The sequence below is a fragment of the Acidimicrobiales bacterium genome, assembly GCA_035316325.1.
Lineage (GTDB): Bacteria > Actinomycetota > Acidimicrobiia > Acidimicrobiales > VFJN01 > DASXTK01.
Window position 1 is genome coordinate 22,134 of sequence record DATHJB010000024.1, and the last position, 26,457, is coordinate 48,590.

22 protein-coding genes are annotated in these 26,457 nt (G+C 72.3%); 13 read left to right on the top strand and 9 right to left on the bottom strand.

What is annotated here, in order from left to right:
* Positions 1–44 precede the first annotated feature (44 nt).
* Positions 45–1,247 carry a cytochrome P450 gene (locus VK611_03390; protein ID HMG40339.1) on the top strand — a complete coding sequence of 401 codons (1,203 nt, stop codon included), beginning with the start codon at positions 45–47 and terminating at the stop codon, positions 1,245–1,247.
* 25 nt (positions 1,248–1,272) lie between these two features.
* Here VK611_03390 and VK611_03395 read toward each other — a convergent pair whose 3' ends face one another.
* The 3 genes from VK611_03395 to VK611_03405 are packed head-to-tail and all read right to left on the bottom strand — an operon-like array spanning position 1,273 to position 4,159.
* Complete coding sequence (locus VK611_03395; GenBank protein HMG40340.1) at positions 1,273–1,959, bottom strand: hypothetical protein; 687 nt, start codon at positions 1,957–1,959, stop codon at positions 1,273–1,275.
* Positions 1,956–2,942 carry a M24 family metallopeptidase gene (locus VK611_03400; protein ID HMG40341.1) on the bottom strand — a complete coding sequence of 329 codons (987 nt, stop codon included), beginning with the start codon at positions 2,940–2,942 and terminating at the stop codon, positions 1,956–1,958. The genes VK611_03395 and VK611_03400 overlap by 4 nt, the downstream gene beginning before the upstream one ends.
* Positions 2,939–4,159, bottom strand: coding sequence for a Xaa-Pro peptidase family protein (locus tag VK611_03405; protein ID HMG40342.1), 1,221 nt, complete (start codon positions 4,157–4,159; stop codon positions 2,939–2,941). The genes VK611_03400 and VK611_03405 overlap by 4 nt, the downstream gene beginning before the upstream one ends.
* 101 nt (positions 4,160–4,260) lie before the next feature.
* On the opposite strand from VK611_03405, the gene VK611_03410 reads away from it, so the two are divergent.
* Both VK611_03410 and VK611_03415 read left to right on the top strand, forming a co-directional pair.
* Entirely contained in the window at positions 4,261–5,514 is a 1,254-nt protein-coding gene (locus VK611_03410) for a cytochrome P450 (GenBank protein ID HMG40343.1), read from the top strand.
* 11 nt (positions 5,515–5,525) lie between these two features.
* Positions 5,526–7,145, top strand: a complete 1,620-nt coding sequence (locus tag VK611_03415; GenBank protein ID HMG40344.1) for an AMP-binding protein — start codon at positions 5,526–5,528, stop codon at positions 7,143–7,145.
* On the opposite strand, the gene VK611_03420 is transcribed toward VK611_03415, so the two are convergent.
* On the bottom strand, positions 7,108–8,715 hold the full coding sequence (locus VK611_03420; protein ID HMG40345.1) for a class I adenylate-forming enzyme family protein: 1,608 nt from the start codon (positions 8,713–8,715) through the stop codon (positions 7,108–7,110). The two genes, VK611_03415 and VK611_03420, sit on opposite strands and share 38 nt — an antisense overlap.
* Positions 8,716–8,871: 156 nt before the next feature.
* On the opposite strand from VK611_03420, the gene VK611_03425 reads away from it, so the two are divergent.
* The 3 genes from VK611_03425 to VK611_03435 all read left to right on the top strand — a co-directional run bounded on the left by VK611_03425 (position 8,872) and on the right by VK611_03435 (position 11,677).
* Positions 8,872–9,192, top strand: coding sequence for a hypothetical protein (locus VK611_03425; GenBank protein HMG40346.1), 321 nt, complete (start codon positions 8,872–8,874; stop codon positions 9,190–9,192).
* Positions 9,193–9,290: 98 nt separating this feature from the next.
* Complete coding sequence (gene zwf, locus VK611_03430) at positions 9,291–10,766, top strand: glucose-6-phosphate dehydrogenase (protein ID HMG40347.1); 1,476 nt, start codon at positions 9,291–9,293, stop codon at positions 10,764–10,766.
* A 176-nt stretch (positions 10,767–10,942) separates the two neighbouring features.
* A complete protein-coding gene (locus tag VK611_03435; GenBank protein HMG40348.1) occupies positions 10,943–11,677 on the top strand; it encodes a class I SAM-dependent methyltransferase in 735 nt (244 codons plus the stop codon).
* A gap of 125 nt (positions 11,678–11,802) precedes the next feature.
* Here the strand turns inward: VK611_03435 and VK611_03440 are convergent, their stop codons facing one another.
* Together VK611_03440 and VK611_03445 are read right to left on the bottom strand one after the other, a co-directional pair.
* Positions 11,803–12,882, bottom strand: a complete 1,080-nt coding sequence (locus VK611_03440; protein HMG40349.1) for an SUMF1/EgtB/PvdO family nonheme iron enzyme — start codon at positions 12,880–12,882, stop codon at positions 11,803–11,805.
* On the bottom strand, positions 12,810–13,592 hold the full coding sequence (locus tag VK611_03445) for an aminotransferase class IV family protein (protein ID HMG40350.1): 783 nt from the start codon (positions 13,590–13,592) through the stop codon (positions 12,810–12,812). Before VK611_03445 ends, VK611_03440 begins: the two co-directional genes overlap by 73 nt.
* 437 nt (positions 13,593–14,029) lie before the next feature.
* Between VK611_03445 and VK611_03450 the strand changes: the two genes are divergently transcribed.
* Positions 14,030–15,001: an ATP-grasp domain-containing protein gene (locus tag VK611_03450; protein ID HMG40351.1), complete on the top strand. Its 972-nt coding sequence runs from the start codon at positions 14,030–14,032 to the stop codon at positions 14,999–15,001.
* Between the two features lie 41 nt (positions 15,002–15,042).
* Here the strand turns inward: VK611_03450 and murF are convergent, their stop codons facing one another.
* Both murF and VK611_03460 read right to left on the bottom strand, forming a co-directional pair.
* A complete protein-coding gene (murF, locus tag VK611_03455; GenBank protein HMG40352.1) occupies positions 15,043–16,500 on the bottom strand; it encodes a UDP-N-acetylmuramoyl-tripeptide--D-alanyl-D-alanine ligase in 1,458 nt (485 codons plus the stop codon).
* The gene (locus tag VK611_03460; protein HMG40353.1) at positions 16,497–17,099 is read right to left on the bottom strand and encodes a C39 family peptidase; all 603 of its coding nucleotides are present in this window, start codon (positions 17,097–17,099) and stop codon (positions 16,497–16,499) included. Before VK611_03460 ends, murF begins: the two co-directional genes overlap by 4 nt.
* Before the next feature lie 339 nt (positions 17,100–17,438).
* Here VK611_03460 and VK611_03465 point away from each other — a divergent pair, with 339 nt between their 5' ends.
* Genes VK611_03465 through VK611_03485 form a run of 5 tightly spaced genes read left to right on the top strand, consistent with a single transcriptional unit; the run spans position 17,439 to position 23,788 of the window.
* Positions 17,439–18,602, top strand: coding sequence for an ABC transporter substrate-binding protein (locus VK611_03465; protein HMG40354.1), 1,164 nt, complete (start codon positions 17,439–17,441; stop codon positions 18,600–18,602).
* Complete coding sequence (locus VK611_03470; GenBank protein HMG40355.1) at positions 18,599–20,596, top strand: ABC transporter permease; 1,998 nt, start codon at positions 18,599–18,601, stop codon at positions 20,594–20,596. The genes VK611_03465 and VK611_03470 overlap by 4 nt, the downstream gene beginning before the upstream one ends.
* A complete protein-coding gene (locus VK611_03475) occupies positions 20,593–21,390 on the top strand; it encodes an ABC transporter ATP-binding protein (protein HMG40356.1) in 798 nt (265 codons plus the stop codon). Before VK611_03470 ends, VK611_03475 begins: the two co-directional genes overlap by 4 nt.
* Positions 21,387–22,118, top strand: a complete 732-nt coding sequence (locus VK611_03480; protein HMG40357.1) for an ABC transporter ATP-binding protein — start codon at positions 21,387–21,389, stop codon at positions 22,116–22,118. Before VK611_03475 ends, VK611_03480 begins: the two co-directional genes overlap by 4 nt.
* Before the next feature lie 11 nt (positions 22,119–22,129).
* Positions 22,130–23,788: an AMP-binding protein gene (locus VK611_03485; protein HMG40358.1), complete on the top strand. Its 1,659-nt coding sequence runs from the start codon at positions 22,130–22,132 to the stop codon at positions 23,786–23,788.
* Between the two features lie 51 nt (positions 23,789–23,839).
* On the opposite strand, the gene VK611_03490 is transcribed toward VK611_03485, so the two are convergent.
* Positions 23,840–24,973 carry an acyl-CoA dehydrogenase family protein gene (locus tag VK611_03490; GenBank protein ID HMG40359.1) on the bottom strand — a complete coding sequence of 378 codons (1,134 nt, stop codon included), beginning with the start codon at positions 24,971–24,973 and terminating at the stop codon, positions 23,840–23,842.
* Between the two features lie 19 nt (positions 24,974–24,992).
* On the opposite strand from VK611_03490, the gene VK611_03495 reads away from it, so the two are divergent.
* Entirely contained in the window at positions 24,993–26,396 is a 1,404-nt protein-coding gene (locus VK611_03495) for an AMP-binding protein (protein ID HMG40360.1), read from the top strand.
* Positions 26,397–26,457 lie beyond the last annotated feature (61 nt).

The following is a 26,457-nucleotide window of genomic DNA, read 5'->3' on the forward strand; positions in this document are numbered from 1 at the left end:
GTGTTAGTTTCGCACGCGGAAGCCCAGCGCGACCGGGAGGGGACATGAGCGACACCAGCGACGTCGAGTTCGACCCGTTCTCGTCGGAGTACTTCGACGACCCCTACGACACCTACCGGCGCCTACGCGACCACCGGCCCGTGTACTTCAACGCCACCTACGGCTTCTACGCCCTGTCCCGGTGGGACGACGTGGTGGACGCATCCCGCAACTGGCGCGTGTTCTCCAGCGCCTACGGCGTCGACCTCGCCACGCTGACCAGCCACAAGCGCCCGGGCATGGACAGCCTGATCATGATCGACCCACCCCAGCACGACCGGCTGCGCGCCCTGGTCAGCCGGGTGTTCACGCCGCGGGCGGTGACCGCGCTGGAGCCGATGGTCCGGGAGGTCGTGACCGGCTGCCTCGACGCCCTCGACGGCCGCCGCGCCTTCGACGTGGTGGAGGACCTCTCCGGCCCGTTCCCGGTCGAGATCATCTGCCGGATGCTGGGCGTGCCGGCCGGCGAGCGCCAGCAGATCCGCCACTGGCTCGACGTGGTGCTCGCCCGCGACGAGGGCCAGATGGGCTACAGCGAGGCCGGCACGGCAGCCGCCGTCGAGATGGGCGCCTACTTCTACGGGCTGGTGGCCGAGAAGCGGGCCCACCCGACCGACGACATGATCACCCGCCTCACCCAGGTCGAGGTGGCCGACGACGACGGGGCGCTCCACAAGCTCGACGACGTGGAGATCGCCGGGTTCGTGTCGCTGCTGGGCGGGGCCGGGGCCGAGACGGTGACCAAGGCCGTCGGCAACGCCGCCGTGCTCTTCGACCGCCACCCCGAGCAGTGGCAGCTGGTGCTCGACGACCGCTCCCGCATCCCCGACGCCGTCGAGGAGATCCTCCGCTACCACCCGCCGTCCCAGTACCAGGGGCGCTACGCCGTCGAGGACATCACGCTGCACGGCGAGACCATCCCGGCGAACAACCCGGTGCTGCTGGTCACCGGCGCGGCCGCCCGCGACGAGCGCCAGTTCGACGACCCCGACCGCTTCGACGTCACCCGGCCGCCCAACCTCGCCCTCGCCCTCGGCCACGGCGTCCACGCCTGCCTGGGCGCGGCGCTGGCCCGCATGGAGTGCCGGATCGCGCTCGAGGAGCTGGCCGAGCGCTACCCCCGCTTCACCGTGGACGCCGACGGGCTGGAGCGGGTCCACATGTCGAACGTGGCGGGCTACTCGAAGGTGCCGATCACGATCGGGTGACGCTCCGGGCCTCAGGCCTCAGGCCTCAGGCCCGGAGCGCGGCGACGGCGGCGTCGGCGGCGGCCCGGGCGGCGCGCTCCGAGTCCCGGCCCAGGCCGACCAGGTAGGGCACCCGCCAGGGACGGCGCAGCACGTAGCGGACGGCGGCGCCGAGATCGGGGCTGCCGTCGGGCCGGGCCATCGCCGCCACCTGGGGATCGATGGTGCCGCCCAGGGCGTCGTCGCTGATCGCCCGGAACGCCGTGTGCGGGCACCCGTGCCGCTCGCAGACGGCGGCGACGGCGGCGGTCTCCATGTCGATCGCCGCGTAGCCCTCGCGCTGGAGGCGGGCCATCAGCTCGGGGTCGGTCTGGAAGTCGTGGTAGGTGATGAGCCGGCCGTCGGGCTCGACCGGGCCCCACGGCGCCGTCGGGTGCTCGGCCCCGCCGGCGCCGTCGATCACCACCTCGGGCACGACGACGTGGCCGATCGGGAGGTCCTGGTCGATGCCGCCGGCGATGCCGACGACCAGCAGTCGCTCGACGTCGCCCCGCTGGAGCGCCTGCTCGGCGGCCGCCGCCGCTCCGGCCATGCCGACGCCCATCGTCGTGGCGACCACCTCGTGCCCGCCGACCGTCCCCGACCAGACGGCGCCGTCGTCGGACCGGGTCAGGCCGGCGGCCCGGACGAACGGCCGCAGCTCCGACCGCATCGCGGTGAGGACGACGATCACAGGGCCGCGGTCCCGTCGGCGCCGAGGTGGGCGAGGTCGCGGCGGCGGATCCCCTCGACGGTGATCTCCACCGACAGGACGTTGCCGGCCGCCAGCACCACGCCGTCGCCCAGGGAGGCCGTGACCACCGGGCGCTCGAAGCCCATCCCGGTGCCGCGCACCATCCAACCCGACGCGCCCTCGGCGGCCTCGCGGATGGCGGCCGCCGTCGCTCCCGGGCGGCAGGCGTCGAGGAGGCGGCGCTGGTGGGCCGTGGCCTGGGCGTCGAGCCGGAAGTCGGGCGACCCGTCGACGACCACCGTCCGGCCGAGGCCTCCCTCGTAGCCGGCGACCAGGACGCCGACGTCGACGTGGACCAGCCCGTCGGCGACGGGTGCGACAACGGGCGCCGAGGTGGGCACCGTCGAGCCCCGTTCGGCCAGGGCGACCGCCACCACGGCGAGGGCCTCGGTCGTCGAGGCGCCCGCCCGCAGCGCGGCGGCCGCGGCGTCGACGCCGGACCGGGCCGCGCCGACGGCGACGGCGATGCGGCCGACCTCGGCGGGCAGCTTCACGGCACGCACCGCGCCGAGCACGTCGTCGGCCGGGACCAGCTCGGCGGTCGGGGCCAGGCGGCCGGCGGCGCGGGCGAACCCCGGCGACAGGGCGTCGACGCCGATGCGGCGGGCCGTGGCCAACCCGTCGATCGCGCCCAGCGCCTCGGACATGAGCGCCGGGTTCCAGGTGACCCCGTAGAGGTTCTCGAACGGCACCTCGGGTGGCACGCCGGTGTCCCAGGTCGACAGCAGGTGCACCGACCGGTCGCCGCCCACCAGCACGGCAGCGGCGCCGAAGGGCCGGGTACCGGCGGTCCAGAGCCCGACGGCACCCGTGGCGTACGCCACCGAGTCGCGCCGCCCGAGCACCACCACGTCGAGGCGCGCCTCGTCCATGGCCTCGAACACGCGCTCCCGCCGTGCGCCCCGCAACTCGTCGCCGTTCATGGCGCGAACGGCGGGTAGGGGTGGCCGCTGCCGAGGTGGTGCCAGCCGTCGGCGGTGACGGTCACGATCTCCTCGGCGCGGTAGCCGCCGACGCCGTCCTCCCAGGCCACCGGCTCCAGCACCAGGACCATTCCCGGCGCCATGACCAGGCCGTCGTCGAAGGCGGTGCCGAGGTCGGTGCCGACCAGCGGCATCTCGGCGCTCTCCACGCCGACCCCGTGGGCCAGGTAGAAGTGGGGCAGCCACGGTCGCTCGCCCTCGTGGGCAGCCTCGGCGGCCCGGCACAGGTCGCCGCCCGACACGCCCGGGCCGAGCACGTCGAGCACCGCCACCATCGCCTCGCACCAGCGCTCGAACAGCCGTTGCTCGGCCGGGTCGGGGTCGCGGCCGACCACCCAGGTGCGCCCGAAGTCGGAGGCGTAGCCGAGGTGGTCGATGCCGGCGTCGACCCAGACGAGATCGCCCTCGGCGAAGGTCTCGTCGGCGCCGGTGGGGAAGGCGACGTGGCCGGTGGTCGTGCGCGGCCCGTCGGCGATCGAGCGGGGCATCCGCTGGAAGATCGGGTCGATCAGGTTGGCGTCGACCCCGAGCCGCCCCAGCTCGGCCAGGAACACCCCGGCGACCTCCCGGCGTGTCGACCCCGGCCGCAGCGCCGCCTGCGCCGCCGGCATCGCCGCCTCGTTGAGGCGCTGGGCCTCGCCGATGCAGGCCAGCTCGTCGGCGGTCTTGACCAGCTTGGCCGCCCCGACCAGCTCCGCCGCGTCGACCAGCGGTCCCCCGCCGAACACCCCCCGACGCAACATCGCCCCGCTCTGCTCGTCCACGGCCATCCGCCGGCCGGCGCCGACGATCTCGGCCAGCACCCCCGCCAGCGACTCGGCGCCCTCGTCGAGCTCGGGCCACACCGCCGGGTGGGCCTCGACGTCGTCCGCGAGGCCCGGGTCGACGTCGTCCCAGAGCAGGTGCGGCCGCTCCTCCCCCGCCACCACGACAGCCACCGGTCGCTCGAAGGCGGCGTGGGCCGCGTCGACCCCCCGCACCGCCTGACCGGTGGCGTAGGCGACGTCGGAGCTGCGCAGCAGCACGGCGGCGTCGACGTCGCGTCGGGCCAGCTCGGCCTGCAGCCGCTGGTGACGCTCCCGCCGCATCCGGCCGACGTCGATCGCGGGCGGGGGCGCCGGATGCGCCGCCAGGACCTGGCTCAGGTCTGCTCCCATGCCCTACTTCATAGCCGAAGAATGACGTGACCGTTAGAAATCTGCCGCCTGACGTGGTATGACACGAGGCGGGGGTTCCCGCCCCGGAGGGGAGGCACACGATGGCCGACCGAACCACGGTCGACTTCAACCACCACGACGAGCAGTTCCACGAGGACCGCCTCGCCCGGTGGGCCGAACTGCGCCGCTGCCCGGTGGCGCACAACCCCAACTTCGGCGGCTTCTGGGTGGTGAGCGGCTACGACGAGGTCGCCACCGTGGCCCGCGACGCCGAGACCTACTCCAGCCGCTACGTCCCCGAGTCGGACGACGGCATCGCCTACGTGGGCATCACCGGCATACCCCGGGCCAAGGCCATGCCCACCATCGGCATCGCCGAGGTGGAGGGACCGGTGCACCAGGCGCTGCGACGGGCCATCAACCCGTTCCTCGTCCCGGCCGCCATCGCCCGCCTCGAGCCGCTCATGGAGGCCACCGCCACCTGGTTCCTCGACCAGCGGATCGAGTCCGGGGCGATCGACCTGGTGCTCGACTTCGCCAACCCCGTGCCCGCCATCCTCACGATGGAGCTGCTCGGGCTCCCCCGCGACGGCTGGGAGCACTACGCCGAGACCTTCCACGGCACCGTCGCCTACGGGGTCGGCCCCGAGCGGAACCGGGCGCTGGCCAACGTCCCCGCCATGCTGGCCGAGCTGCGCGACGAGGTGGCGGCGCGCCGCGAGCGGCCCCGGGAGGACGACCTGCTGACCGACCTGGTGGAGCTGGAGGTGGAGGACGGTCGGCACCTGACCGACGACGAGCTGGTGTCGGTGGTGTGGAACCTGGTGGGCGGCGGCCTCGACACGACCACCTCGCTCACCGCGCTGTGCCTCCACCACCTCGACCAGCACCCCGACCTGCGGCAGCGGCTCGTCGACGAGCCCGACCTGCTGGGCGTCGCCACCGAGGAGTTCCTGCGCTACTTCTCGGTGAACGAGACGCTGACCCGCACCGTCACCTGCCCGGCCGAGCTGGGCGGCGAGGAGCTCGGGCGAGGCGACCACCTGATGCTCAGCTGGCTGTCGGCCAACCGCGACGAGCGGGTCTTCGACCGGCCCGACGAGGTGGTGATCGACCGGGAGGAGAACCCCCACCTGGCGTTCGGCGTCGGACCCCACCGCTGCATCGGCCTGCACATGGCGCGCACCGTGTTCCAGGTGCTGGTCCGCCAGGTGCTCGCCCGGATGCCCGACTACCGGATCGACCGCGAGGCCACCGTGTTCTACGCCGGCAACCCGGAGCTGAACGGCGTGGTGCGGATGCCGGCCACCTTCACCCCAACTGCGGTGGTCGGGCCGGCCGAGCGGCCGTTCTGACCATGGCGACGATGGCGGAGGACGCCTGGGGGCTCCCCGCGGTGCCGGCGGAGCTGCGGCGGCGCTACGTGGACGACGGCTGGTGGACCGACGAGACCTTCGCCGGCTTCGTCGACCGGCGGGTGGCCGCCGCCCCGGACCTGCGGGTGCGGATCTGGTCGGAGCAGCGTCCCTGCACGACCACGGCGGCGGCGTTGCACCGTGACGCCGCCCGGCTGGCGGCGGGACTGGTGCGGCGGGGTCTGGGGCCGGGTGACGTGGTCGCCTACCAGCTGCCCAACTGGGCCGAGACGCTGGTGGTGCTGTGGGCCGGGTTCCGGATCGGGGCGACGCTGGTGCCGATCGTCCACTTCTACGGGCCGCGCGAGGTGCGCTTCATCGTCCGCCAGTCGGGGGCCCGGGCGCTGGTCGTGGCGGCGGGCGATCACCTGGGCGACCTGGACCTGGGCGACCTCGGACTCGACACCGTCGTGGTGGTGGGCGACTCGGCCGGGTCGAGCGCCGCCGTGCCGGGGGGTGCCGTCCGCTTCGCCGACCTGCTGGAGGCCGAGCCGCTGCCCGACCCCGTGCCGGTCGACCCCGACGCCCCGGCGATGGTGGGCTACACGTCGGGCACCACCGCCGACCCCAAGGGTGTCGTGCACACCCACCGCACGCTGCTCGCCGAGGTGCGCCAGCTGGCATCGCTCAACGTGCTCGGCGGGCGGGCCGCGGTGATGGCGTCGCCGCTGGCGCACATGACCGGGATGCTCGGGGGCAGCCTCGTGCCGCTGCACCAGGGCAACCCGGTCGAGCTGATCGACCGCTGGGACCCCGGGCGGGTGCTGTCGATCTGCGCCGAGCACGACCTGAGCCCCGGCGGCGGGGCCACGATCTTCCTCACCAGCCTCCTCGACCACCCCGACTTCGGGCCGCAGCACCTGGCCGCCATGACCCGCTTCGGCCTCGGGGGCGCGCCGGTGCCGCGGGCGGTCGCCGAGCGGGCGGAGGGGCTCGGCATCGCGGTGACCCGCGCCTACGGCTCGACCGAGCACCCGTCGATCACCGGGTCGACGCTCGACGTGCCCGCCGAGCAGCGCATGTTCACCGACGGCTGCCCGATGCCCGGGGTGGAGCTGCGGCTGGTCGACGAGGACGGCGCCTCGGTCACGGTGGGGACGCCCGGGGAGATCGTCAGCCGGGGCCCCGACCTGTTCGCCGGCTACACCGACCCGGCGCTGACCGCCGCCGCCCTCGACCCGGACGGCTGGTACCACACCGGTGACGTGGGGGTGCTCGACGACCAGGGGTTCCTGACCATCACCGACCGGCTCAGCGACCTGATCATCCGGGGCGGCCGCAACCTGTCGGCGGCCGAGATCGAGGAGCGCCTGGCCACGATGCCCGGCATCGCCGAGGTCGCCGTGGTGGCCGCGCCCGACGAGCGGCTGGGCGAGCACGCCTGCGCGGTGGTGCGGCCGGCGCCGGGCGTCGACGGCGAGCTCGACCTGGCGGCGGTGCAGGCCCACCTCGCCGCCGTCGGCCTGCCGAAGCAGAAGTGGCCCGAGGAGCTCCAGGTGGTGGCCGACTTCCCCCGCACCCCCTCGGGGAAGATCAGGAAGCGGGACCTGCGGGACCGCCTGCGCCGCTGAGCCGCTCGGCCAGGGCGCGGCGGTCGACCTTGCCGGAGTCGAGCCACGGCAGCTCGTCGTCGTCGGCCAGCACGACCAGGTGGCGGGGCACCTTGTAGGACGACAGCGTCGCCCGGAGGCGGGCGGTCAGGTCGGCGGCGGTGACGTCGCGGGCCACGACGGCGGCGGCCACGTCCTCGCCCCGCGGACCGGCCGGGATGCCGACCACCACGGCCCGGGTGACCTCGGGTTCCGCCTCCAGCGCCACCTCCACCTCCCGGGGGCTGATGTTCATGCCCGACGACTTGACGAGGTCGCCCATCCGGCCGGTGAAGAAGAAGTGCCCGTCGTCGTCGAAGTGGCCGGCGTCGCCGGTGCGGTACCAGCCGTCGGGAGTGAAGACGTGGTCGCGCTCCCGCTTGTGGAGCCCCGCCATCACCGACCCGCCGCGCACCCACAGCTCCCCGTCGACCACCCGGTGCTCCATCCCCGGCACCGGGCGCCCGAACGACCCCCGCTGGTCCTCCTTCAGCTCGGCACCCTCGTGGTCGATCAGGTGGGGGCCGAGCGTCTCGGTCATCCCCAGGGAGCCCGCCACCAGCCCGGGGTCGGCGGGACGGCGGTCGGGCGGGAGGAGGTCGACCAGCGCCCCACCCCGCAGCGCCGACAGGTCACGGCGGGGGAAGTCGGGGTGACCGGTGAGCGCCGGGCCCATGTGCGGCCAGCCGAGGACGTGGGTGACCCGCTCCCGCTCCAGCAGCGCCAGGGTGGCGCCGGGCTCGAAGCGCTCCTCCAGCACCAGCGTCGCCCCCGCCCGCAGCGCCCGGACCAGGGCGAACCCGAACCCGCCCACCCAGAAGAACGGCATGGGCGTGTACACCCGGTCGCCCGGCGCCAGCGGCCGGAAGTCCGAGAGCGTGCGACCCTGCCGCCAGACCGCGCCGTGGGTGTGGACCGCACCCTTGGGCTCGGCCGTGCTGCCCGAGGAGTAGACGACCACCATGGGGTCGGCCGGCGTCACCTCGGCCTCGGCGGCGAGGAGCAGGTCGTCGTCGATGTCGGCACCGCGGGCGGTGAGCTGGTCGACCGGCCCGGCCCAGGGCTGCCCGTTCTCGGCGAGGAACCACACCGACCGGAGGAAGGGGTGTGAGGGCGTGCGGATGTGCTCGTGGCGCTGGTCGGCGAGCCCGTCGACGGTGAGGCGGAGCCGCTCGACGTAGTCGTGCCCGAGGTGCTCCGCGGCCGCCACCAGCACCGCGGTGTCGGAGTGCCGCAGGGCCCAGCCGAGCTCCCGGGGCGGGGCGTAGGTGTTCAGCAGGGTGACGACGGCGCCGATGCGGCTGCCGGCGAGCCAGGTGACGATCCACTCCGGGCCGTTGGGCGCCAGCAACCCGACCCGGCTCCCCTTCCCGACCCCCGATGCCAGCAGGCCCTTGGCGAGCGCCGCCGACTGCCGTTCGGCGTCGGCGTAGGTGAGGGTGCGGTCGCCGAGCACGGCGAGCGGCCGGTCCCCGTGGCGACCGGCGAGATCCCGCACCAGGTCTCCCGCCACCACCCGCGGTCCCCCTTCGGGATCTAGGCCCTCCGCCATTCGCCCACTCTACTTCTGACACTCACGTCAGGCCCCGAGGGTCGGGGGTGATCCCCGATCGACCCGGAAGTCGCCCGGGCATCCTCCCGATGCTCCGAGGTGACCGGGCGATGAGCATGAGCGCCGCACGAACGGAAGCGACAGAGGAGAAGAGCCGTGCGAAGGAAGCTCATCGCACTCGCTGGGGCGACACTGTTCCTGGCCAGTGCCTGTGGTGGCGATGACGAGCCGAGCAGCTACACCGACGAGATGCGCTCGGACTTCATGTCGGAGTGCACCGCCGGCGCGGGCGACGGCGCCGAGGACGTGTGCGGGTGCACCTACGACGCGCTCGTCGACACGATGCCGTTCGACGAGTTCAGGGAGTACGACGAGGCCATCCGCGACGATCCTTCGACCCCTCTCCCGGCGGTCGTCACCGACGCCATGACCGAGTGCGCCACCGGCCCGATCGACCTCCCGACGACCACCCCCTGACCCCACCCGCACCGCAGCGTGGCCCCACCCCCCGGGGCCACGCTGCCCGCGCGCCGCAACCCGTAGCCTGTGGAGCGAACCGTCCGGGAGGCGCAGCGATGGCCCAAACCGAGCCGATCGACATCAACTCGCGCCTGATGTCGCCGCTGAAGCCGCACGTCATCGTGCTGTTCGGCGCCACCGGCGACCTCGCCCAACGCAAGCTGCTGCCCGGTCTCGTCCGGCTGTCGATGGCGGGGCTCGTGTCCGACTGCCGCATCGTCGGCACGTCGCTCGACGAGATCGACGACGACGGGTTCCGTGCCCTGGCCAGGCGGGCCTACGAGAAGCACTCGACCCGCGACATCTCCGACGACCAGTGGGCCGACTTCGAGCGCAAGCTCGTGTTCGTCCCTCAGGACGCAGGACCGGCGGGGCTGGCGCGAGCGGTCGCCGACGCCGAGAGCGCCCTCGGCGGCGATTGCCGTCGGCTCCACTACCTGAGCGTGCCGCCGGCCGCGGCCCTGGCGGTCGTGCGGATGCTCGGCGAGGCGGGCCTCGTCGACCGGTCGCGGATCATCATGGAGAAGCCGTTCGGCACCGACCTGGTCAGCGCCCGGCACCTCAACGCCTCCCTGCACGAGACCTTCTCCGAGGATCAGATCTTCCGGATCGACCACTTCCTCGGCAAGGAGGCGGCCCTGAACATCCTGGCGTTCCGCTTCGCCAACGGGTTGTTCGAGCCCATCTGGAACCGCATCCACATCGACCACGTCCAGATCGATGTGCCCGAGACCCTGTCGCTCGACTCCCGCGTCGCCTTCTACGAGCAGACCGGCGCCTACCGCGACATGGTCGTCACCCACCTGTTCCAGGTGCTGGCCTTCATGGCGATGGAGCCGCCCACCGAGCTCACCCCTCGGGCCATCAGCGAGGAGAAGAACAAGGTCTTCCGGTCGCTGCTGCCCATCCAGCCGGCCGACGTCGTCCGGGGCCAGTACCAGGGCTACCGCGACGAGCCGGGTGTCGGGCCCTACTCCGAGACCGAGACGTTCGTCGCCCTGCGCTGCGAGATCGACAACTGGCGCTGGGCCGGCGTCCCCTTCTTCCTCCGGACCGGCAAGCGCATGGCCGAAGGGGCCCGCATCATCTCCATCGCGTTCCGGGAGCCGCCGAAGAGCATGTTCCCGCCCGGCTCGGGCGTCGGGGGCCAGGGCCCCGATCACCTCACGTTCGATCTGGCCGACGCCTCGAAGCTCTCGCTGTCGTTCTACGGCAAGCGGCCGGGACCGGGCATGACGCTGGACAAGCTGAGCCTGCAGTTCGCCCTGCACGAGACCGGCCGCGAGTCCGACGTGCTCGAGGCGTACGAGCGCCTCATCTACGACGCCATGAGCGGCGACCACACGCTGTTCACCGCCGCCGAGGGCATCGAGCGGCTGTGGGACCTGTCGACACCGCTCCTCGAGAACCCACCGCCGGTGCGCATGTACCCACCCGGGTCGTGGGGCCCCAACGCCATCCACCAGCTCGTCGCACCGCACGCCTGGCGCCTGCCCTTCGAGCGGGGCTGGCGCACCATGCCACCGTCGTAGCGACAACCCTGTCGCCCGCCGTGTCCTTCTGTGGGGCGTCCAGCGACCGAAATGGTTGCCTCCTACCGCATCGAGCCCGGACCCGCATGATCGTGCGGTGCCCATGAACGACTCAAGAACCGTCGTGGGGTGAAATTGCCTGGGGTGGCGGGGATCGTTGGTGCCAGGCTCCGGCGATGGGTTCGATCGTGTGGGGCCGGGAGATCGCGGAGGTCTACGACAAGGTCTACCCGGCGACCTACGAACCGGCGGTCCTCGATCCGATCGTCGACGCACTCGTCGAACTGGCGCAGGGTGGTCCGGCGCTCGAGCTCGCCGTCGGCACGGGGCGGGTCGCGCTCCCCCTGAGCGCTCGCGGGGTCGCCGTGCACGGCATCGAGCTGTCGACCCACATGGTGGAGCAGCTCCGCACCAAGCCCGGCTCCGACGCGGTCCCGGTGACCGTCGGCGACATGACCACCGCTCGGGCTCCCGGCACCTTCACGCTCGTGTACCTGGTGGCGAACGCCATCATGAACGTCACCACCCAGGACGACCAGCTGGCGGTCTTCGCCAATGCGGCCGCCCACCTCGAACCGGGCGGATCCTTCGTGGTCGAGGTGATCATCCCTCAGCTGCGCCGTGTCCCACGAGGAGAGGTCGGCCGGATCTTCACCCTCGAGAGTGACCACGTCGGGATCGAGACCTTCGACGACGTCGTCGGGCAGATCGCGTCGTCGCACCACTGGATGGAAGTCGAAGGACGCCTCGTCCGGCACGCCGCGCCCTACCGCTACGTGTGGCCCTCCGAGCTCGACCTCATGGCCAGGCTCGCGGGCCTCCGCCTGCGGGAACGTTGGGCCGCGTGGGACCGAACCCCGTTGACCGGCGACAGCACGAGCCAGGTCGCCGTGTACGAGAAGAACTCTTAGCACTAAGGAGCGATGTCAGGCGCTCGACGAGAGTCGGGTTGTCGAGGCGCGCGAGGTCGGACCGTGTGCCGAGCGGGCGTCATAGCAGGCCAGCAAGCTAGGAGCACGCTGCGGGTGGCGTCCGGCTACGACGTCGGCGGCTGGATGAGGCCGTCGGGGATGGCGGTGCAGCGGAAGCTGGTGTCGTCGTCGAGCATCTGGGAGGAGGCGTCGTTGAAGGTGGCGGGGGTGGCTCGGTGGAAGGGGCTGGTGAAGGCGCTGCCCTTGAGCTCGTAGCGGCCGGGTGTGGTCTCGGTGGAGCACCACTCCCAGGTGTTGCCGCACATGTCGTAGACGCCGTAGGGGCTGACACCGCTGTGGTAGCGGTCGACGGGAGTGGTCGAGCCGACGCCTCCTTCGCGGGCGTTGCACTTGGCGGGGGTGGGTTGGTTGCCCCAGGGGTAGATCTCGCCGCGAGTGCCCCTGGCGGCCTTCTCCCATTGCCGGTTCTCGGGCAACTGCTTGCCGGCCCAGTGGGCGTAGGCGTTGGCGTCGTGCCAGGTGACGAAGACGACGGGGTGGTCGTGCCGGCCGTCGGGGTACCGGCCGTTGGTCCAGTGCTGGGGTGCCGGGTGGCCAGCGGCGCTGATGAACCGGGCGTAGTCGGCGTTCGTAGTGGGGTGGACGTCGACGTAGAAGGAGTCGATCCAGACCGGCTCGTTGTCACGGCCGCTGAGGAACATGCCGGAGGGCACCAGGGTCATGAGCTTGCCGTCGACAGAGTGACGCGCCTGGTCAGAGCTGATCTCAGGAGCGACGGCGACGGGCTTCACGAGCGGGGCAAGCGTCGTCCCGGCGAGGGACGTGGCGAAGCGGGTCTCCTCTTCGTCGCTGCACTTGGCCAACGAAGTGTCGAGTGCTTCCTGGTTGATCGGCCGGGGGTGGATGTTCTCGGCCCCGGCTTCCCATTTCGAGACCATTCGGTCGCTGACGCCGAGGTGGACGGCGAACTCGCGGAGGCTCATCCGCCTGGCCTCTCGTAGTGCCCGGACTTCCTTGCCCGACCATCGCTGAACCGTCGCCACCCGCGGCTCCCACCTCAACGCTCTCCGGGCAAGCGAGCGTAGCGGGTGGGCACCACCACGTTGAGTAGCTAGAGGGGTTCGGGGCGCACGTCGAGGTACTCGCGACGCAACGTGTCGAGGATGGGATGGTCGGCTGACCACGTGGTCCCGTCGATGGCACCGATCGACCGGACGCCGATCACGGCGTTGGTCGCAAACGCGGCCTGCATCTCGCCGAGCTGGGCGAGGTTGACAGGTGAGGTCACGGCAGGACCGTCGTGGACCTGGGCAAGCAGCGCGAGGGTGACGCCGGTCAGGACTTCGGCCTTCGGCCAGATGATCCGTTCGCCGTCGAAGAAGCCGACGTTGGTGGTGGCCGCCTCCGAGACGTTGGAGTTGGGGTCGGTGAACAACGCGTCGTCGTAGCCGTTGAGCTGGGCGGCACGCCGGTACCGGAGCGAACCGAATAGCCCGACGTGCTTCACCTCGGGCATGTCCCGGCAGTAGCCAGCCGACTGGAGGCGCATCGGCGGCAGCGGTGTCGCCGCGGCCGGGCGGGTCGTGACGAGGATGCCGGGCGAGGCGTCGGCGCCGGGATGGCCCAGCTCGAGGGTCGGGTCGTAGACCGTGACCCGGGTGACGATCGGGCCGGCGACGTCCTTCAAGGCGTGGCGCACGAGTTGGCGCACGCGGTCGGGGTCGATCTCGGCACCGAAGACCAGACGAGCGTCACGGACGAGGCGTTCGAGGTGCAACGACAGCCCGCGCACGGCGAAGTCCTCCGCCAGCATCGACGTGAAGTGGCCGTAGTTGGTCAACGCCAGCGGGGCGAGATCGCCCACCTCGGCAGGGCGGCCGTCGAACTCCATCATGACGTCAGTGTGACAGCCCCGGGCCTGGGAGGATGCCCGAGGGCGGGCCGGAGCGGGCGTGAGTTCGGCGCGGGTTCGGTGGTGGTTCGGCGCTGAGTTGGTGCGGGGTCAGTTCCGGTCGCTGCTTTCCAGCGGGACGCTGAACGGCATGACGACGTTGAGGGAAGTCCACGCTGCATACGACAGTGCTCACCGCCGAGCCAGGGCGACGAGCACCGTCCGGCTACGCCTCGCCGAGCGCAGGCTCCGTCACGAAGGAGGGCGGCTTACTCAGGTGGAACTGGCGTTCCTCAAGGCCGTCCGCGACGAACTCAGTGACCGCGGCGTAGAGGTGGCAACGTGACGTCGGGCCGTGGGATCGAATCGGCAAGTAGGGAGCTGGACGCGAGCGATCACCTCGCGATCATCCGGCGGGACTCGCCAACTTCCGTCGGCAGGTGACGGGCGCAGTTGTCGCCGTGGTGGCGGGCGCCGTGTCGGAGGAGGACCGCTTCTATGCCGAGCGAGCGCCGGCGGGTGGCGTGAGCCTCGGCGACGTCATGGATTCGTTGGAGCGGCAGGCGTTCCACCCTCGGCATGTCGACCCTGCCAGCGACTCGTTCCTCGACGACCTTCGGGCGGCGGATCTGGTGTTCATCAACATGCACGGCGAGTACGGCGAGGACGGCCGCCTGCAGGGGATGCTCGACTACTTCGGCAAGCTCTACACCGGCTCGGGCGTGCTCGCCGGGGCGGTTGCGTTGAACAAGGTGACGTTCAAACGGCTCATGTCGGGCTGTGCCATGCCGGTTCCCCGCTACGCCCTGGCCGATCATTGCGAACTGCCCTGGGGTGTGAACCAGGCACGGCTGGACGGCCTGCGGCCGCCGGTCATCGCCAAGCCGGTATCGGGTGGCAGCAGCATCGGGATGCGGCTCCTGACCGCGCCGCTGTCGCTGGACACCACCGTCTCGGCTGACGAGCACCGTGCCCTGCTCTTGGAGGAGTTCATCGCCGGCGAGACGGTCACTGTGGCCGTACTCAACCTGGCAGGAGTGCTCATCGCCAGCCCAGCGGTACGGGTGATGTTCGACAGCGACTTCTACGACGCCGACGTGAAGCTCGGTGGATCGCCCGCACACCCACCGACGTACCTCGGACTCGGCGCGGAAGCCGTCGAGCACGCCGTGAGGTGGACCGCGACGGCCGTGCATCAGCTGGTCGGGTGCCGGGGCTACTCCCGGGTCGACTTCATCGTCACCGATGCAGGTGAGCACTACGTCCTCGAGGTCAACACGATCCCGGGCCTGACCCGGGGCGGGAACTTCGTGGCCTGCACCAAACTCCTTGGGCTCACCTACGACGAGACCGTGCTCTGTGTGCTCCGGTCCTGCCTCCTGCCGCACCCCGAGCTGGTTTCCGGCCGGTGATCGAGGCACCTACGTCCCCTTCCTGACGACCCCGGTGCCGGTCAGCCTGAACCGGTGCTGAGCTTGGGGCAGCTTGCGCAGTTGATGTAGAGGCTGCACACGTCGAGACCGCACGCGACCTGGCGGCCGGTGAGCCCGAGGTAGACCCGCTCGGTGTGCCGGAACCTCGACCCTTTGACGAGGACGACGGTCGGCCCGGGTGTCGAGTCGACGATGCGTCGTGCGCTGGCGTGAGCGTCGAGAGCTGAATCGACGGTGATGACCCGCGATGGCTTCAGACCGGCTGCGACGGCCGCTTCTGCGAGGTGTTTTGTGGCGGCGCCGATCGTGACGAGGTGGGTTGCGGCGGCGCCTGCGTGAGTGCCGGCAAGCTGGTGGAGCTCGTCGGTGAAGTCGCCCAGCTCTCGCATCTCGCCGAGCACGGCGACCTTGGCCCGGCCCGGGAGCTGGCCCAGCAGGTCGAGCGCGGAGAGCACCGCGTCGGGGCTGGCGTTGTAGCTGTCGTCGATGACGAGCAGGTCGTCACTGAGGCGGTGCAGGTCGGCACGGCCTGCCGGTGGCGGCGTCTGACGCAGCGCCTCGATGCCCACGGGAAGATCGACGCCGTGGTGGCGGCCGACAGCGACGGCCAGCAGTGCGGCGTAGACGACGTGATGGCCGGCGGCGGGCAACTCGAAGGGCAGCGATCGTCCGTCGGCCTCGATGCGCCCCACGGTGGCGTGCTCGTGCACGACGACATCAGTGGCCCGGATGTCGTTGCCCGGGCCGAATCCGACTCTGATCGCGGTGACGTCGGGTCGATCGATCCGTCCGGCCGCGGTGGCGAGCAAGGCATCGTCACCGTTGAGGACCCAGACCCCGTGCGGTCGGACACGACGCAGGAGGTCGGCCTTCTCGTCTGCCAGCTCGTCGCGTGAGGCGAAGTTGCCGACATGCGCGTAGCCGATCGTGGTGAGCACGGCGAGGTCGGGGTCGATGAGCTCGGCCAGTGCGTCGATCTCGCCACGGTGGTTGGTGCCCACCTCGCTGACGACGTGCGTGTGGCGGTCCTCGATGCCGAGCAGCGTCAACGGGACACCGATGTGGTTGTTGTAGCTGGCCTCGTTGGCGAGGATGTCGTGCTTCGTCCGGAGGACAGCTGCGATGAGGGTCTTGGTAGTGGTCTTGCCGACGCTGCCGGTCACGGCGACCACCTCGGCGCTGCTCCGGCGACGATGCGCTGCCGCGAGCTGCTGCAAGGCCCAAAGGGTGTCGGGCACGAAGACCATCGTGACCCCGTCAGCGACGCTCACCGACGGGTCGGACACGACCACACCGGCGGCGCCCTTGGTGACGGCGTCAGGGATGAAAGCATGGCCGTCACGGGCGCCGGCCAGGGCAAAGAAGAGGTCCCCGTCGGCGAGTGTTCGGGTGTCCGTCGCTGCTTGGCCGAAGGCGCTGGCACCGTCCTGCCGTAGCTCGGCGCCAGAGAGTGCCCGGAGAGCGTCGAGCTGGATCACGCGTCGACTCGGCGCGGCGCCGCAACCGGTGCCAGGGTGCGGACGACCCGGCCGGTGAAGCTGGCTGCGAAGCGCTCGGCCAGTACAACGTTGTTCTCGGCGCCCCACCGTGACGGATCGTTGAAGTGCACGCTGACCACACGGTCGGCTTCGCAGGTCACCCCGGTCACAAGCACGAGGTGGCCGCCCCGGGAGCCGTTCTCCGGGAAGTGCAACGTGATCGAGGCGATGACCGGGCAGCCGCCTCGCAGGATCGGCGCCAGGTCGTGGACTGAGTCGATCTGGTCGGCCATGGCCGGGATGCCCCGACTGGTGAGCAGGTCGGCCAGGCCGACGTGCAGCCACCCACGATCGCAGTAGGCACCCAGGTCCCGGCCCGCATGGAGCAGGTCGACCACCGACACAGGCTCGCCGGTCACGAAGTCGATGAGCATCGCCACGCAGGCGACCCCGCACGCCCGGTCGCTCCACACATCCGAGTCCTCAGCCGACGCGAACCCGTGCTCACGCCACCTCGACCGGTCCAACAGCTGCGGGTAGCGGGAAATCGGCAACACGATCGTCGAGGCGACGCCCGACGATCCTTCCTCGGCGCTCACCGGCGAGACGCTAGCTGCCCACCGTGCAGCTCCCAGACCAGCCGTGGCAGCCATCCGAACGGAAGCTGCTCGGCGGGCCGGTGCCGTCAGGGGGGTGGGGCGGACCGCTCACGGATGGCGGCCGGGAGGGGAAAAATACGACACGAGTGTCAGATTCGTGATTACGCTACGGCCAGCGAAGGACCACGTCGGAAGGGGGGCGCTGTGTCGACGAAACGCACTGCGTGGCTTGTGATGGGCCTGGCGGGCAGTCTGCTCGCCGCGGCTTGCGGCAATTCGAGCGGTGGGGACGAGTCCTCCGAGGAGGAGAGCGAGGCCGTCACGGTCGACGCCCCCGGCGTGAGCGACAGCACCATCCGGGTCGGCGGCGTCGCCTCGGCCACCAACCCGCTCGGCGGCAAGTACGACCAGGTGGCCGACGGGGTCGAGGCCTACTTCGAGATGGTCAACGAGGACGGCGGCGTCCACGGTCGGCAGCTGGAGCTGGCGGTCCGCCAGGACGACGAGGTGGCCAACAACGACGCCTCCGTCCAGCAGCTGCTCTCCCAGGACGACGTCTTCGCCGTGCTGCCCGTGGCCGTGCTCCTGTTCAGCGGGGCCGACGAGCTGGTCGAGGCCAACGTCCCCACGTTCGGCTGGAGCATCAACCCCGAGTGGGAGGGCTCCGCCGAGGACCCGCGGGAGAACCTCTTCGGCCAGAACGGCTCGTTCCTCTGCTTCACGTGCGGCTCCCCCATCGTCCCCTTCGTCGCCGACCAGATCGGCGCCAGCACGCTCGGGCTGCTGGCCTACAACGTCCCCCAGTCCGCCGACTGCGCCACCGGGGTGGAGAACTCGGTCGAGCAGCACGCCGGGGCCGACGGGCCGACCGTCGGGTTCGTCGACAAGTCGCTGGCCTACGGCACGGCCGACCTCTCGGTGCAGGTCTCGCAGATGAAGGACGCCGGCGTCGACCTGGTGCTCACCTGCATGGACCTCCAGGCCGTGGTGGCCCTCGCCCGCGAGATGAAGCGCCAGTCGCTCGACGCGGTGCAGTACCTCCCCAACGCCTACGACCCCGAGCTGATCACCGAGTTCGGCGACCTGTTCCAGGGCTCGATCGTCCTCACCTTCTTCTCCCCCTTCGAGGTGGAGGACCCGCCGCCGGGCCTGCAGGACTACCTCGACTGGATCGAGCGCAGCGGCAAGGAGGCCAACGAGAACACGATGAACGGCTGGCTCAACGCCGCCCTGTTCGTCGAGGGTCTCCGGGAGGCCGGTCCCGACTTCTCGCGCCAGAAGGTCATCGACGCCATCAACGCCCTGACCGACTTCGACGCCGACGGCCTCCTCGCCGGCGTCGACTGGACCAAGGCCCACACCGAGGAATCCGACCCGTCGTGCGTCGCCTTCTCGACGGTGGACGGCGACGCGTTCGTCCCCAGCTTCGGGGAGGCCGGCAAACCCTTCGTCTGCCTGGAGCGCTCCGCCGACGGCACCCTCGAGGGAACCCCGACGGCATGACGGGCGACCTCCTCGAGTACGCCATCCGGGGGTTGCCCATCGGCTGCGTGTTCGCGCTGCTGGCGGTCGGCCTCACGCTGACCTACCGCACGTCCGGGGTGTTCAACCTGGCGTTCGCCGCCCAGGCGTACGTGTCGGCGGCGGTGTTCTACGTCGTGCGCAAGGAGCACGAGTGGCCGCTGCTGCTCGCGGCCCTGCTCGCCATCGGCGTGGTGGCGCCGCTGCTCGGCCTGATCCTGGAGCGGGGCCTGTTCCGGCACCTGCGGGGCACGCCGCCGCTGACCCGCATCGTCACGTCCCTGGGCCTGCTCGTCGCCATCCCCGAGCTGGTGAAGCTGTGGCTCGGCACCCAGTCGCAGAAGAACCCTCCCCCGCTGTGGCCGGTCACGCGCACCGACGAGTGGCTGTGGAACGAGGGCGGGCGCTACGTGCTCGACGCCGGCCAGGTGGTCACGATCCTGTCGACGGCGCTGGTCGTCGTGGGGCTGACGATCATGCTGCGGGCCTCGGCGATCGGCCTGCGCATGCGGGCCGTGGTCGAGAGCCCCCGCATGGCCCAGCTGTGGGGCGTCGACGCCGACCGGGTGTCGATGGTGGCGTGGGCGCTGTCGAGCGCGCTCGCCGGGCTGGTCGGAGTGCTCCTGGCTCCGCTGTTCGCCGAGCTGCTGCCACTCCACTTCTTCACGCTGCTGGTCGCCGCGCTGGCCGCCTGCGTGGTCGGCCGCCTGGTGAGCATCCCGCTCGCGGTGGCGGGTGGCATCGGCCTCGGTGTGCTCCAGGCGGTGCTGGCCGGGCTGCTGCCGACCGACAGCGTGCTGTCCACCGGGCTGCGGCCGGCACTGCCGTTCGTGGTGCTGTTCCTGCTGCTCCTGCTGCGCCCACCGCGTCTCGGCGACCGGGTGGAGTCCGACCCGCTCGCCGGCGTCGACCCGCCCCCGCCGGCGCCGCCCAGCGTCGGCCGCAGCCGGGGCCTCACCGTGGCCAACCGGGTGGTGGCGATCGGCGCGTGCGTCGTCGGCCTCTTCCTCGGGTTGGCGGTGCTCGACTCGTTCTGGCTCCAGATCGTGACCAGCGGCGTGGTGCTGGGCGTGATCCTCCTGTCGTTCACCCTGCTCACCGGGATGGGCGGGATGGTGTCGCTGTGCCAGGCCTCGTTCGCCGCGATCGGGGCGTTCGCCACAGCCCAGATCACCGAGAACGCTGGCCTCCCGGTGCTCACGTCGATGCTGGCGGGCGCGCTGGTGGCGGCGATCGTCGGCGGCCTGCTGGCGGTGCCGCTGCTGCGCCTCGACGGGATCTACCTGGCGCTGGCGACGCTGGCGTTCGCCCTGATGTTCCAGAACGTGCTGGTGCCGCTGGGCTGGGTGTCGGGGGGCAGCACGCCGATCGACGTCCCCCGCCCGCTGCTCGGCGGCCTCGACCTCGCCGACGACGAGCTGTTCTTCGTGTTCGCCGCGGTCTGCCTGGCCGTGGTGGGCGGGCTGGTGGTGCGGCTCCGCAGCGCGTCGACCGGCCGGCTGCTCGACGCCCTGCGGGGCAGCGAGGCGGCGTCGATCGCGGTGGGCATCAGCCCGCTGCGGCAGCGGGTCGTCGCCTTCGCCCTGGCGGCCGGGATCGCCGGCTTCGGCGGCGGGCTCACCGCCTCGTGGACCGGCTCGGCCAACTACGAGCAGAGCTTCACGTTCTTCGCCGGCCTGGTGTGGGTGGTGCTGGTGGTGACCATGGGGGCCCGGTCGGTGCAGGCCGCGGTGTTCGGCGGCATGGCGTTCTTCCTGATGCCGGAGCTGCTGCAACGGCTGCCGTTGATCCCGACCGACTGGACGGCCGGCCTGTCGACGGCGCTGTTCGGCCTCGGCGCGCTCACCTACGTCCGCCACCCCGAGGGCATCATCCAGGCGCAGACGACCGCGGTGATGCGGCGGTTCCAGCGCCGCGACCAGGGCCGGGAGCCCGCGGCGGCGCCCCTCGCCGTGAAGGAGGTGCAGGCGGCATGACCGAGAACGGGAGCGAGAACGGGAGCGGGACCGAGGCGTCGCTGCTGACCGCCGAGGGCGTCACCAAGCGCTTCGACGGGATCACCGCTCTCCACGACGTCCCGCTGGAGGTGCACCCGGGCGAGTGCGTGGGCCTGATCGGCCCGAACGGCGCCGGCAAGACCACCCTGTTCGACTGCCTGACCGGCCGCCTGCGACCGGAGGCCGGCGTGGTCCGGTTCCGGGGCGACCGCCTCGACGGGTGCTCGGGCACCACCCGGGCGCGGCTGGGGATCGCCCGCACGTTCCAGCGCGTGGAGCTCTTCGCCGGCATGTCGGTGGCCGACCAGCTCCTCGTGGCCATCCAGGCCCGCTCCGGCCGCGCCCGGGTGTGGCGCGACCTGCTCGGGCAGGGGCGCCCGACGCCGGCGGAGCGCGAGCAGGCCGGCAAGATCACCGAGCTGCTCGGCCTCGCCGCGCACGTCGACCGGCCCGTCGAGACGCTGACGCTGGGGCAGGCCCGGCTGGTGGAGCTGGGGCGGGCGCTGGCCTGCGACCCGGTGCTGCTGTTCCTCGACGAGCCGTCGTCCGGGCTCGACCGCGACGAGACCCAGGCGCTGGCCGTCGTGCTGGAGGAGGTGCGGGAGCGGACCGGGACGGCGATCCTGCTGATCGAGCACGACGTCCCCCTGGTCCGACGGCTCGCCTCCCGTCTGTACGTGCTCGACGCCGGCCGGCTGGTGGCCCACGGCGAGACCGGCGAGGTGCTGGCCCGGCCCGACGTCCGCGCCGCCTACCTGGGGGTGAGCGCATGACTGCCGCCGACACGCCCATGCTCGAGCTGCAGCACGTCGACGCCGCCTACGGCCCCTTCCGGGCGCTGTTCGACGTCAGCTTCACCGTCCCCGCCAACGCCGCGGTGGCGCTGGTCGGGCCCAACGGCGCCGGCAAGACCACGGTGGCCCGGGTGTGCTCCGGCCTGCTGGCCCCGACGCAGGGCAGCGTCCGCCTGCAGGGCGACGACGTCACCGGCCTCTCGCCCCACGAGCTGGCCCGGCGGGGCGTGGCCCACGCCAACGAGGGCCGCTCGGTGTTCGCCTCGCTCAGCGTGGAGGACAACCTGACCCTGTCGTTCCGCCAGACCTACGGCCGGTCGGGGGTGTCGGACGCCCTGGAGCAGGCCTTCGACCTGTTCCCGCGGCTGCGGGAGCGACGCCGCCAGATCGCCGGCTCGCTGTCGGGCGGCGAGCAGCGCATGCTGGCGCTGGCCCGGGTGGTGGTCCTGAAGCCGGCGGTCCTGATCGCCGACGAGCTGTCGCTCGGCCTGGCGCCGATCGTGATCGACGAGGTGTACCGGGCGCTCGGCCGGGTCCGCGACGGCGGCACCAGCGTGGTGCTGGTGGAGCAGCACCTGGAGCGGGCGCTCGACTTCGCCGACCGGGCGGTCGCCTTCGACACCGGCGAGGTCACCTGGGAGGGACCGAGCGCCGAGCTCGACAGCGACCGCGCCGCCGCCTTCCTCGGCGAGCCGGCCCAGCCGTAGCGCCACTGACCATGGCGACCGTCGCGGAGGTGGTGCTCCGCCGGCGCGATGACGACAACGTCGGCCTGCGGTCGGCCGACGTGGACGGGTCGTCGTGGACCTGGCGGGAGGTCGTGCAGGAGTCGGCCGTGCGGGCGGCCGTCCTGCGGTCGCTCCGGCGGGACGGGCCGTTCCACGTGGGGGTGCTGCTCGGGAACGTGCCCGAGTACGTGTTCCTGCTCGGTGCCGCCGCGCTCGAAGGCGCCGCGATCGTCGGCATCAACCCCACCCGCCGCGGTGCGGAGCTGGCCGCCGACATCCGGCACACCGACTGCCAGCTGATCGTGACCGACCGCCGTCAGGCGGAGCTGCTGGCCGGGCTCGACCTGGGGCTGCCGGCCGACCGGGTGCTGGTGGTCGAGGACCGGGCCTGGATCAGCCTCCTCGACGAGCACGTCGGAGCGCCGCCGCCCGAGGCGCGGCTCCCGGGCCCGGACGCGCTGTTCGTCCTCATCTTCACGTCGGGATCCTCGGGCGCGCCCAAGGCGGTGCGGGCCACGCAGGGGCGCATCGGGGCCATGGCCGACCTGGGCTTCTCCCCCGACGACGTCCTCTACTGCTCGATGCCGCTGTTCCACGGCAACGCCCTGGCCTCCAACCTGCTGCCCGGCATGGGCGCCGGCGCCACGATCGTGCTGCGCTCCCGCTTCTCCGCCTCGGGCTTCCTGCCCGACGCCCGCCGCTTCGGCGTCACCTACTTCAACACGGTGGGCCGGGCGCTCTCGTACATCCTGGCCACGCCATCCTCGGCCGACGACCGGGACCACCGCATCGCCTTCGCCATCGCGCCGGAGTCGTCCGCCCGGGACATCGCCGAGTTCGAGGCCCGCTTCGGCGTCACCGTGGTCGAGGGCTACGGGTCGAGCGAGGGTGCCATCCGGCTGTTCCCCGTGCGGCGCCAGCTCCCGGGGGCGCTGGGCCGGCCGGAGGCGGGCGTCGACATCGCGGTCATCGACCCGGCGACCGGTCGGGAGTGCCCGCCGGCGCGGCACGACGGCGAGGGTCGCCTCCTCAACAGCGGTGAGGCCATCGGCGAGCTGGTCCGCCGGGACGCCGGGGCCGACGCCACGTTCGAGGGCTACTACGAGAACCCCGAGGCCACCGCCGAGCGGCTGCGGAACGGCTGGTTCTGGTCCGGCGACCTGGCCTACCGCGACGCCGACGGCGTCTTCTACTTCGCCGGTCGCACCATCGACTGGCTGCGGGTCGACGGCGAGAACTTCGCCGCGGCACCGGTGGAGCGCATCGTCGGGCGGCACCCCGACGTGGCGGCGGTCGCCGTCTACTCGGTGCCCGACCCCCGCACCGGCGACCAGGTGATGATGGCGGTCGAGCTGCGGGACGGCACGACGTTCGACCCCGAGGGCTTCGCCAGGTTCCTGGCCGAACAGGCCGACCTGGGCCCCAAGTGGTGGCCCCGGTTCGTGCGCGTGACCCCGGGCCTGCCGATGACCGCCACCAACAAGATCGCCAAGCCGGCGTTGCGCCACGAGGCCTGGCAGACCCCGGACCCGGTGTGGTGGCGCCCCGAGCCGGGCTCCTCCTACACCCGCCTCACGCCGGACGCGGCCACCGGGTTGGCCGCCGAGTTCGCGTCCCACGGCCGCCAGCGCCTCTTGCCCCAGCCGTAACTTCGACAGGAATGGTGGCAATAGCGCCACTGGTGTCGAGATTTCGGAGGGTTACCGGGGTAGGCCGAGGATCCGTTCGGCGATGATCGTGCGCTGGACCTCGGAGGTGCCGCCCGCGATGCCGGCGGCGCCGCTCCACAGCCACTGCCGCGACCAGCGGCCGGCGAGTGCGCCCTCCGGTCCGAGTAGGTCGAGCGCCGTGGCCGACAGGTGCTGGGTCATGTCGGTCCAGGCCAGCTTCACCCAGCTCGACTCGGCACCCGGCTCCTCACCGCGGGCCAACCGCGACAGCGTCCGCCAGTTGTGCAACCGCAGCACCCGCACCTCCACGAACGCCTGCACCAGCCGGTCGACCATGGCCACGTCGTCCCACCGGCCGGCCCCGTCGACCAGCTCGAGCAGCTCCTGGACGTAGGTCTCGTGGACCACCTGCTCCTTGAAGGGGAAGTTGGTGCCCCGCTCGTGGGCCAGGGTGGTGTTGGCGACGGCCCAACCCTGATGACGCTCCCCCACCAGGTGATCCTCCGGGACGAAGACGTCGCTGAGGAACACCTCGTTGAACTCGGCCTCGCCGGTGAGCTGCACCAGCGGCCGCACCTCCACGCCGGGGTCGTGCATGTCGACCACCAGGTAGGACAGGCCACGGTGCTTGGGGGCGTCCGGGTCGGTGCGGGCCAGGCAGATCCCCCACCGGGCGAACTGGGCGTACGACGTCCACACCTTCTGGCCGTTGAGCACCCACCCGCCCTCCACCGGCAGCGCCGTCGTGCGCAGGCCGGCCAGGTCGCTGCCGGCGTCGGGCTCGCTGAACAGCTGGCACCACAGCTCCTCCGCGGTGAGGATCGGCGCCAGCCAGCGGGCCTTCTGCTCGGGCGCCCCGTGGGCCAGCAGCGTCGGCCCGGCGAGGTTGATGCCCACGCGGTTGACGGGCTGCGGCGCCCGCGCCCGGGCGTACTCGGTGTTGAAGATGGCGACGTGCAGCGGCGACGCCCCCCGCCCGCCGTACTCGTGGGGCCAGTGGAGGCCCACCCAGCGACCCTCGGCCAGCTGCGCCTGCCAGCGGCGGCCCCATGCGACCTCGTCGTCGAGGCCGGTGAACGCGGGCAGTGGCTCCAGGTGGGCGGCCAGCCACTGCCGCACCTCGGCGGCGAAGGCCTGCTCGCTCACCGTGAACGTGAGGTCCATCGGTGCGAAACTAACACTCGTGTCGAAACAGCTCACCGCCACCTACGCCCACCCCCTCACGGCGAAGTGGGCGGCGCCCGGCGGCCCGTGGAGCACCGACACGCTCGACGACGCCCTCGCCGGCGACGACCTCACCGAGGCACGGGTGGCGAGCCTGGCGGGCGGGCTGCGCGCCGTCGGGGTCGGCCGGGGCGACGCCGTCGCCTGGCAGCTGGCCAACGGCCCCGGCCCCGTCGCGCTGTTCCGGGCCTGCTGGCGCCTGGGCGCCGTGGCGGTCCCGGTCCACCACCTGGCGGGACCGAACGACGTCGAGTCGATCGCCACCCGGGTACGGCCGACGGCGTTCCTCGGCCCGGGCGACAGCCTTCCCCTCGGCGAGCCCGTCCCCCGGGGCCAGGGCGCCGCCCGACCGGCGGACCTGGCGGTCGCCCTGGCCACCTCCGGCTCCACCGGCACCCCCAAGCTGGCGCTCCACACCCACCGGGCGCTGCTGCACAAGGCCCGGCTGATGGCCGGCGTCCACCGGCTCGGCCCCGACGACTGCACCCTCCTCGCCGCGCCCCTCGCCCACATCTCCGGGCTGCTCAACGGCGTGCTGCTCACCACCTGCGGGATGCGGTCCGTGCCGATGGCCCGCTGGGACCCGGGCGAGGCCCTGGAGCTGATCCACCGCGAGCGTGTGACGTTCATGATCGGGCCGCCGGCGTTCTTCGTGTCGCTGGTCGACCACCCCGGCTTCGACCCGGAGCAGGTGCGGTCGCTGCGCCAGGTCTCGTGCGGTGGCGCCGGGGTGACGCCGTCGTTCGTGCGCTCCACGGCCGAGGCGCTGGACTGCCGGGTGAAACGGACCTACGGGTCGACCGAGGCGCCGACGGTCACGACGTCCACCCTCGACGACCCGCCCGAGCGGGCGGCCACCACCGACGGACAGGCGGTGGGCCACGCCGAGCTGCGGGTGGTCGACGGCGAGCTGTGGGTGCGGGGCCCGGAGCTGTTCGTCGGCTACGACGACCCGGCGACCACCGCGGCCGCCTTCGCCGACGACGGCTGGTTCCGCACCGGTGACCTGGCCACGCTCGACGACGAGGGCTGGCTGACCATCGTCGGGCGGATGAAGGACGTGATCATCCGGGGCGGGGAGAACATCGCCGCCGCCGAGATCGAAGCGGTGCTGGAGGCGCACGCCGACGTCCGTCAGGCAGCGGTGGTGGGCGTGCCCGACCGGCGGCTCGGCGAGCGGGTGTGCGCCTTCGTCGTGGCCCGGGCGCCGTTCGACCTCGCCGCCTGCCGCCGCTGGTGCGAGGCGCAGGGCGTGACGAAGTTCAAGTGGCCCGAACGGGTGGAGCAGCTGTCCGAGCTGCCCCTGCTCCCGGCCGGCAAGCCCGACCGCGCCGCCCTCCGCCGCCTCGCCACCTCGGGCTGACGGCCGGATGACCCGAAACTGCGTGGCTCACGGCCCTGTTGCGGCCACCAGCCACGCAATT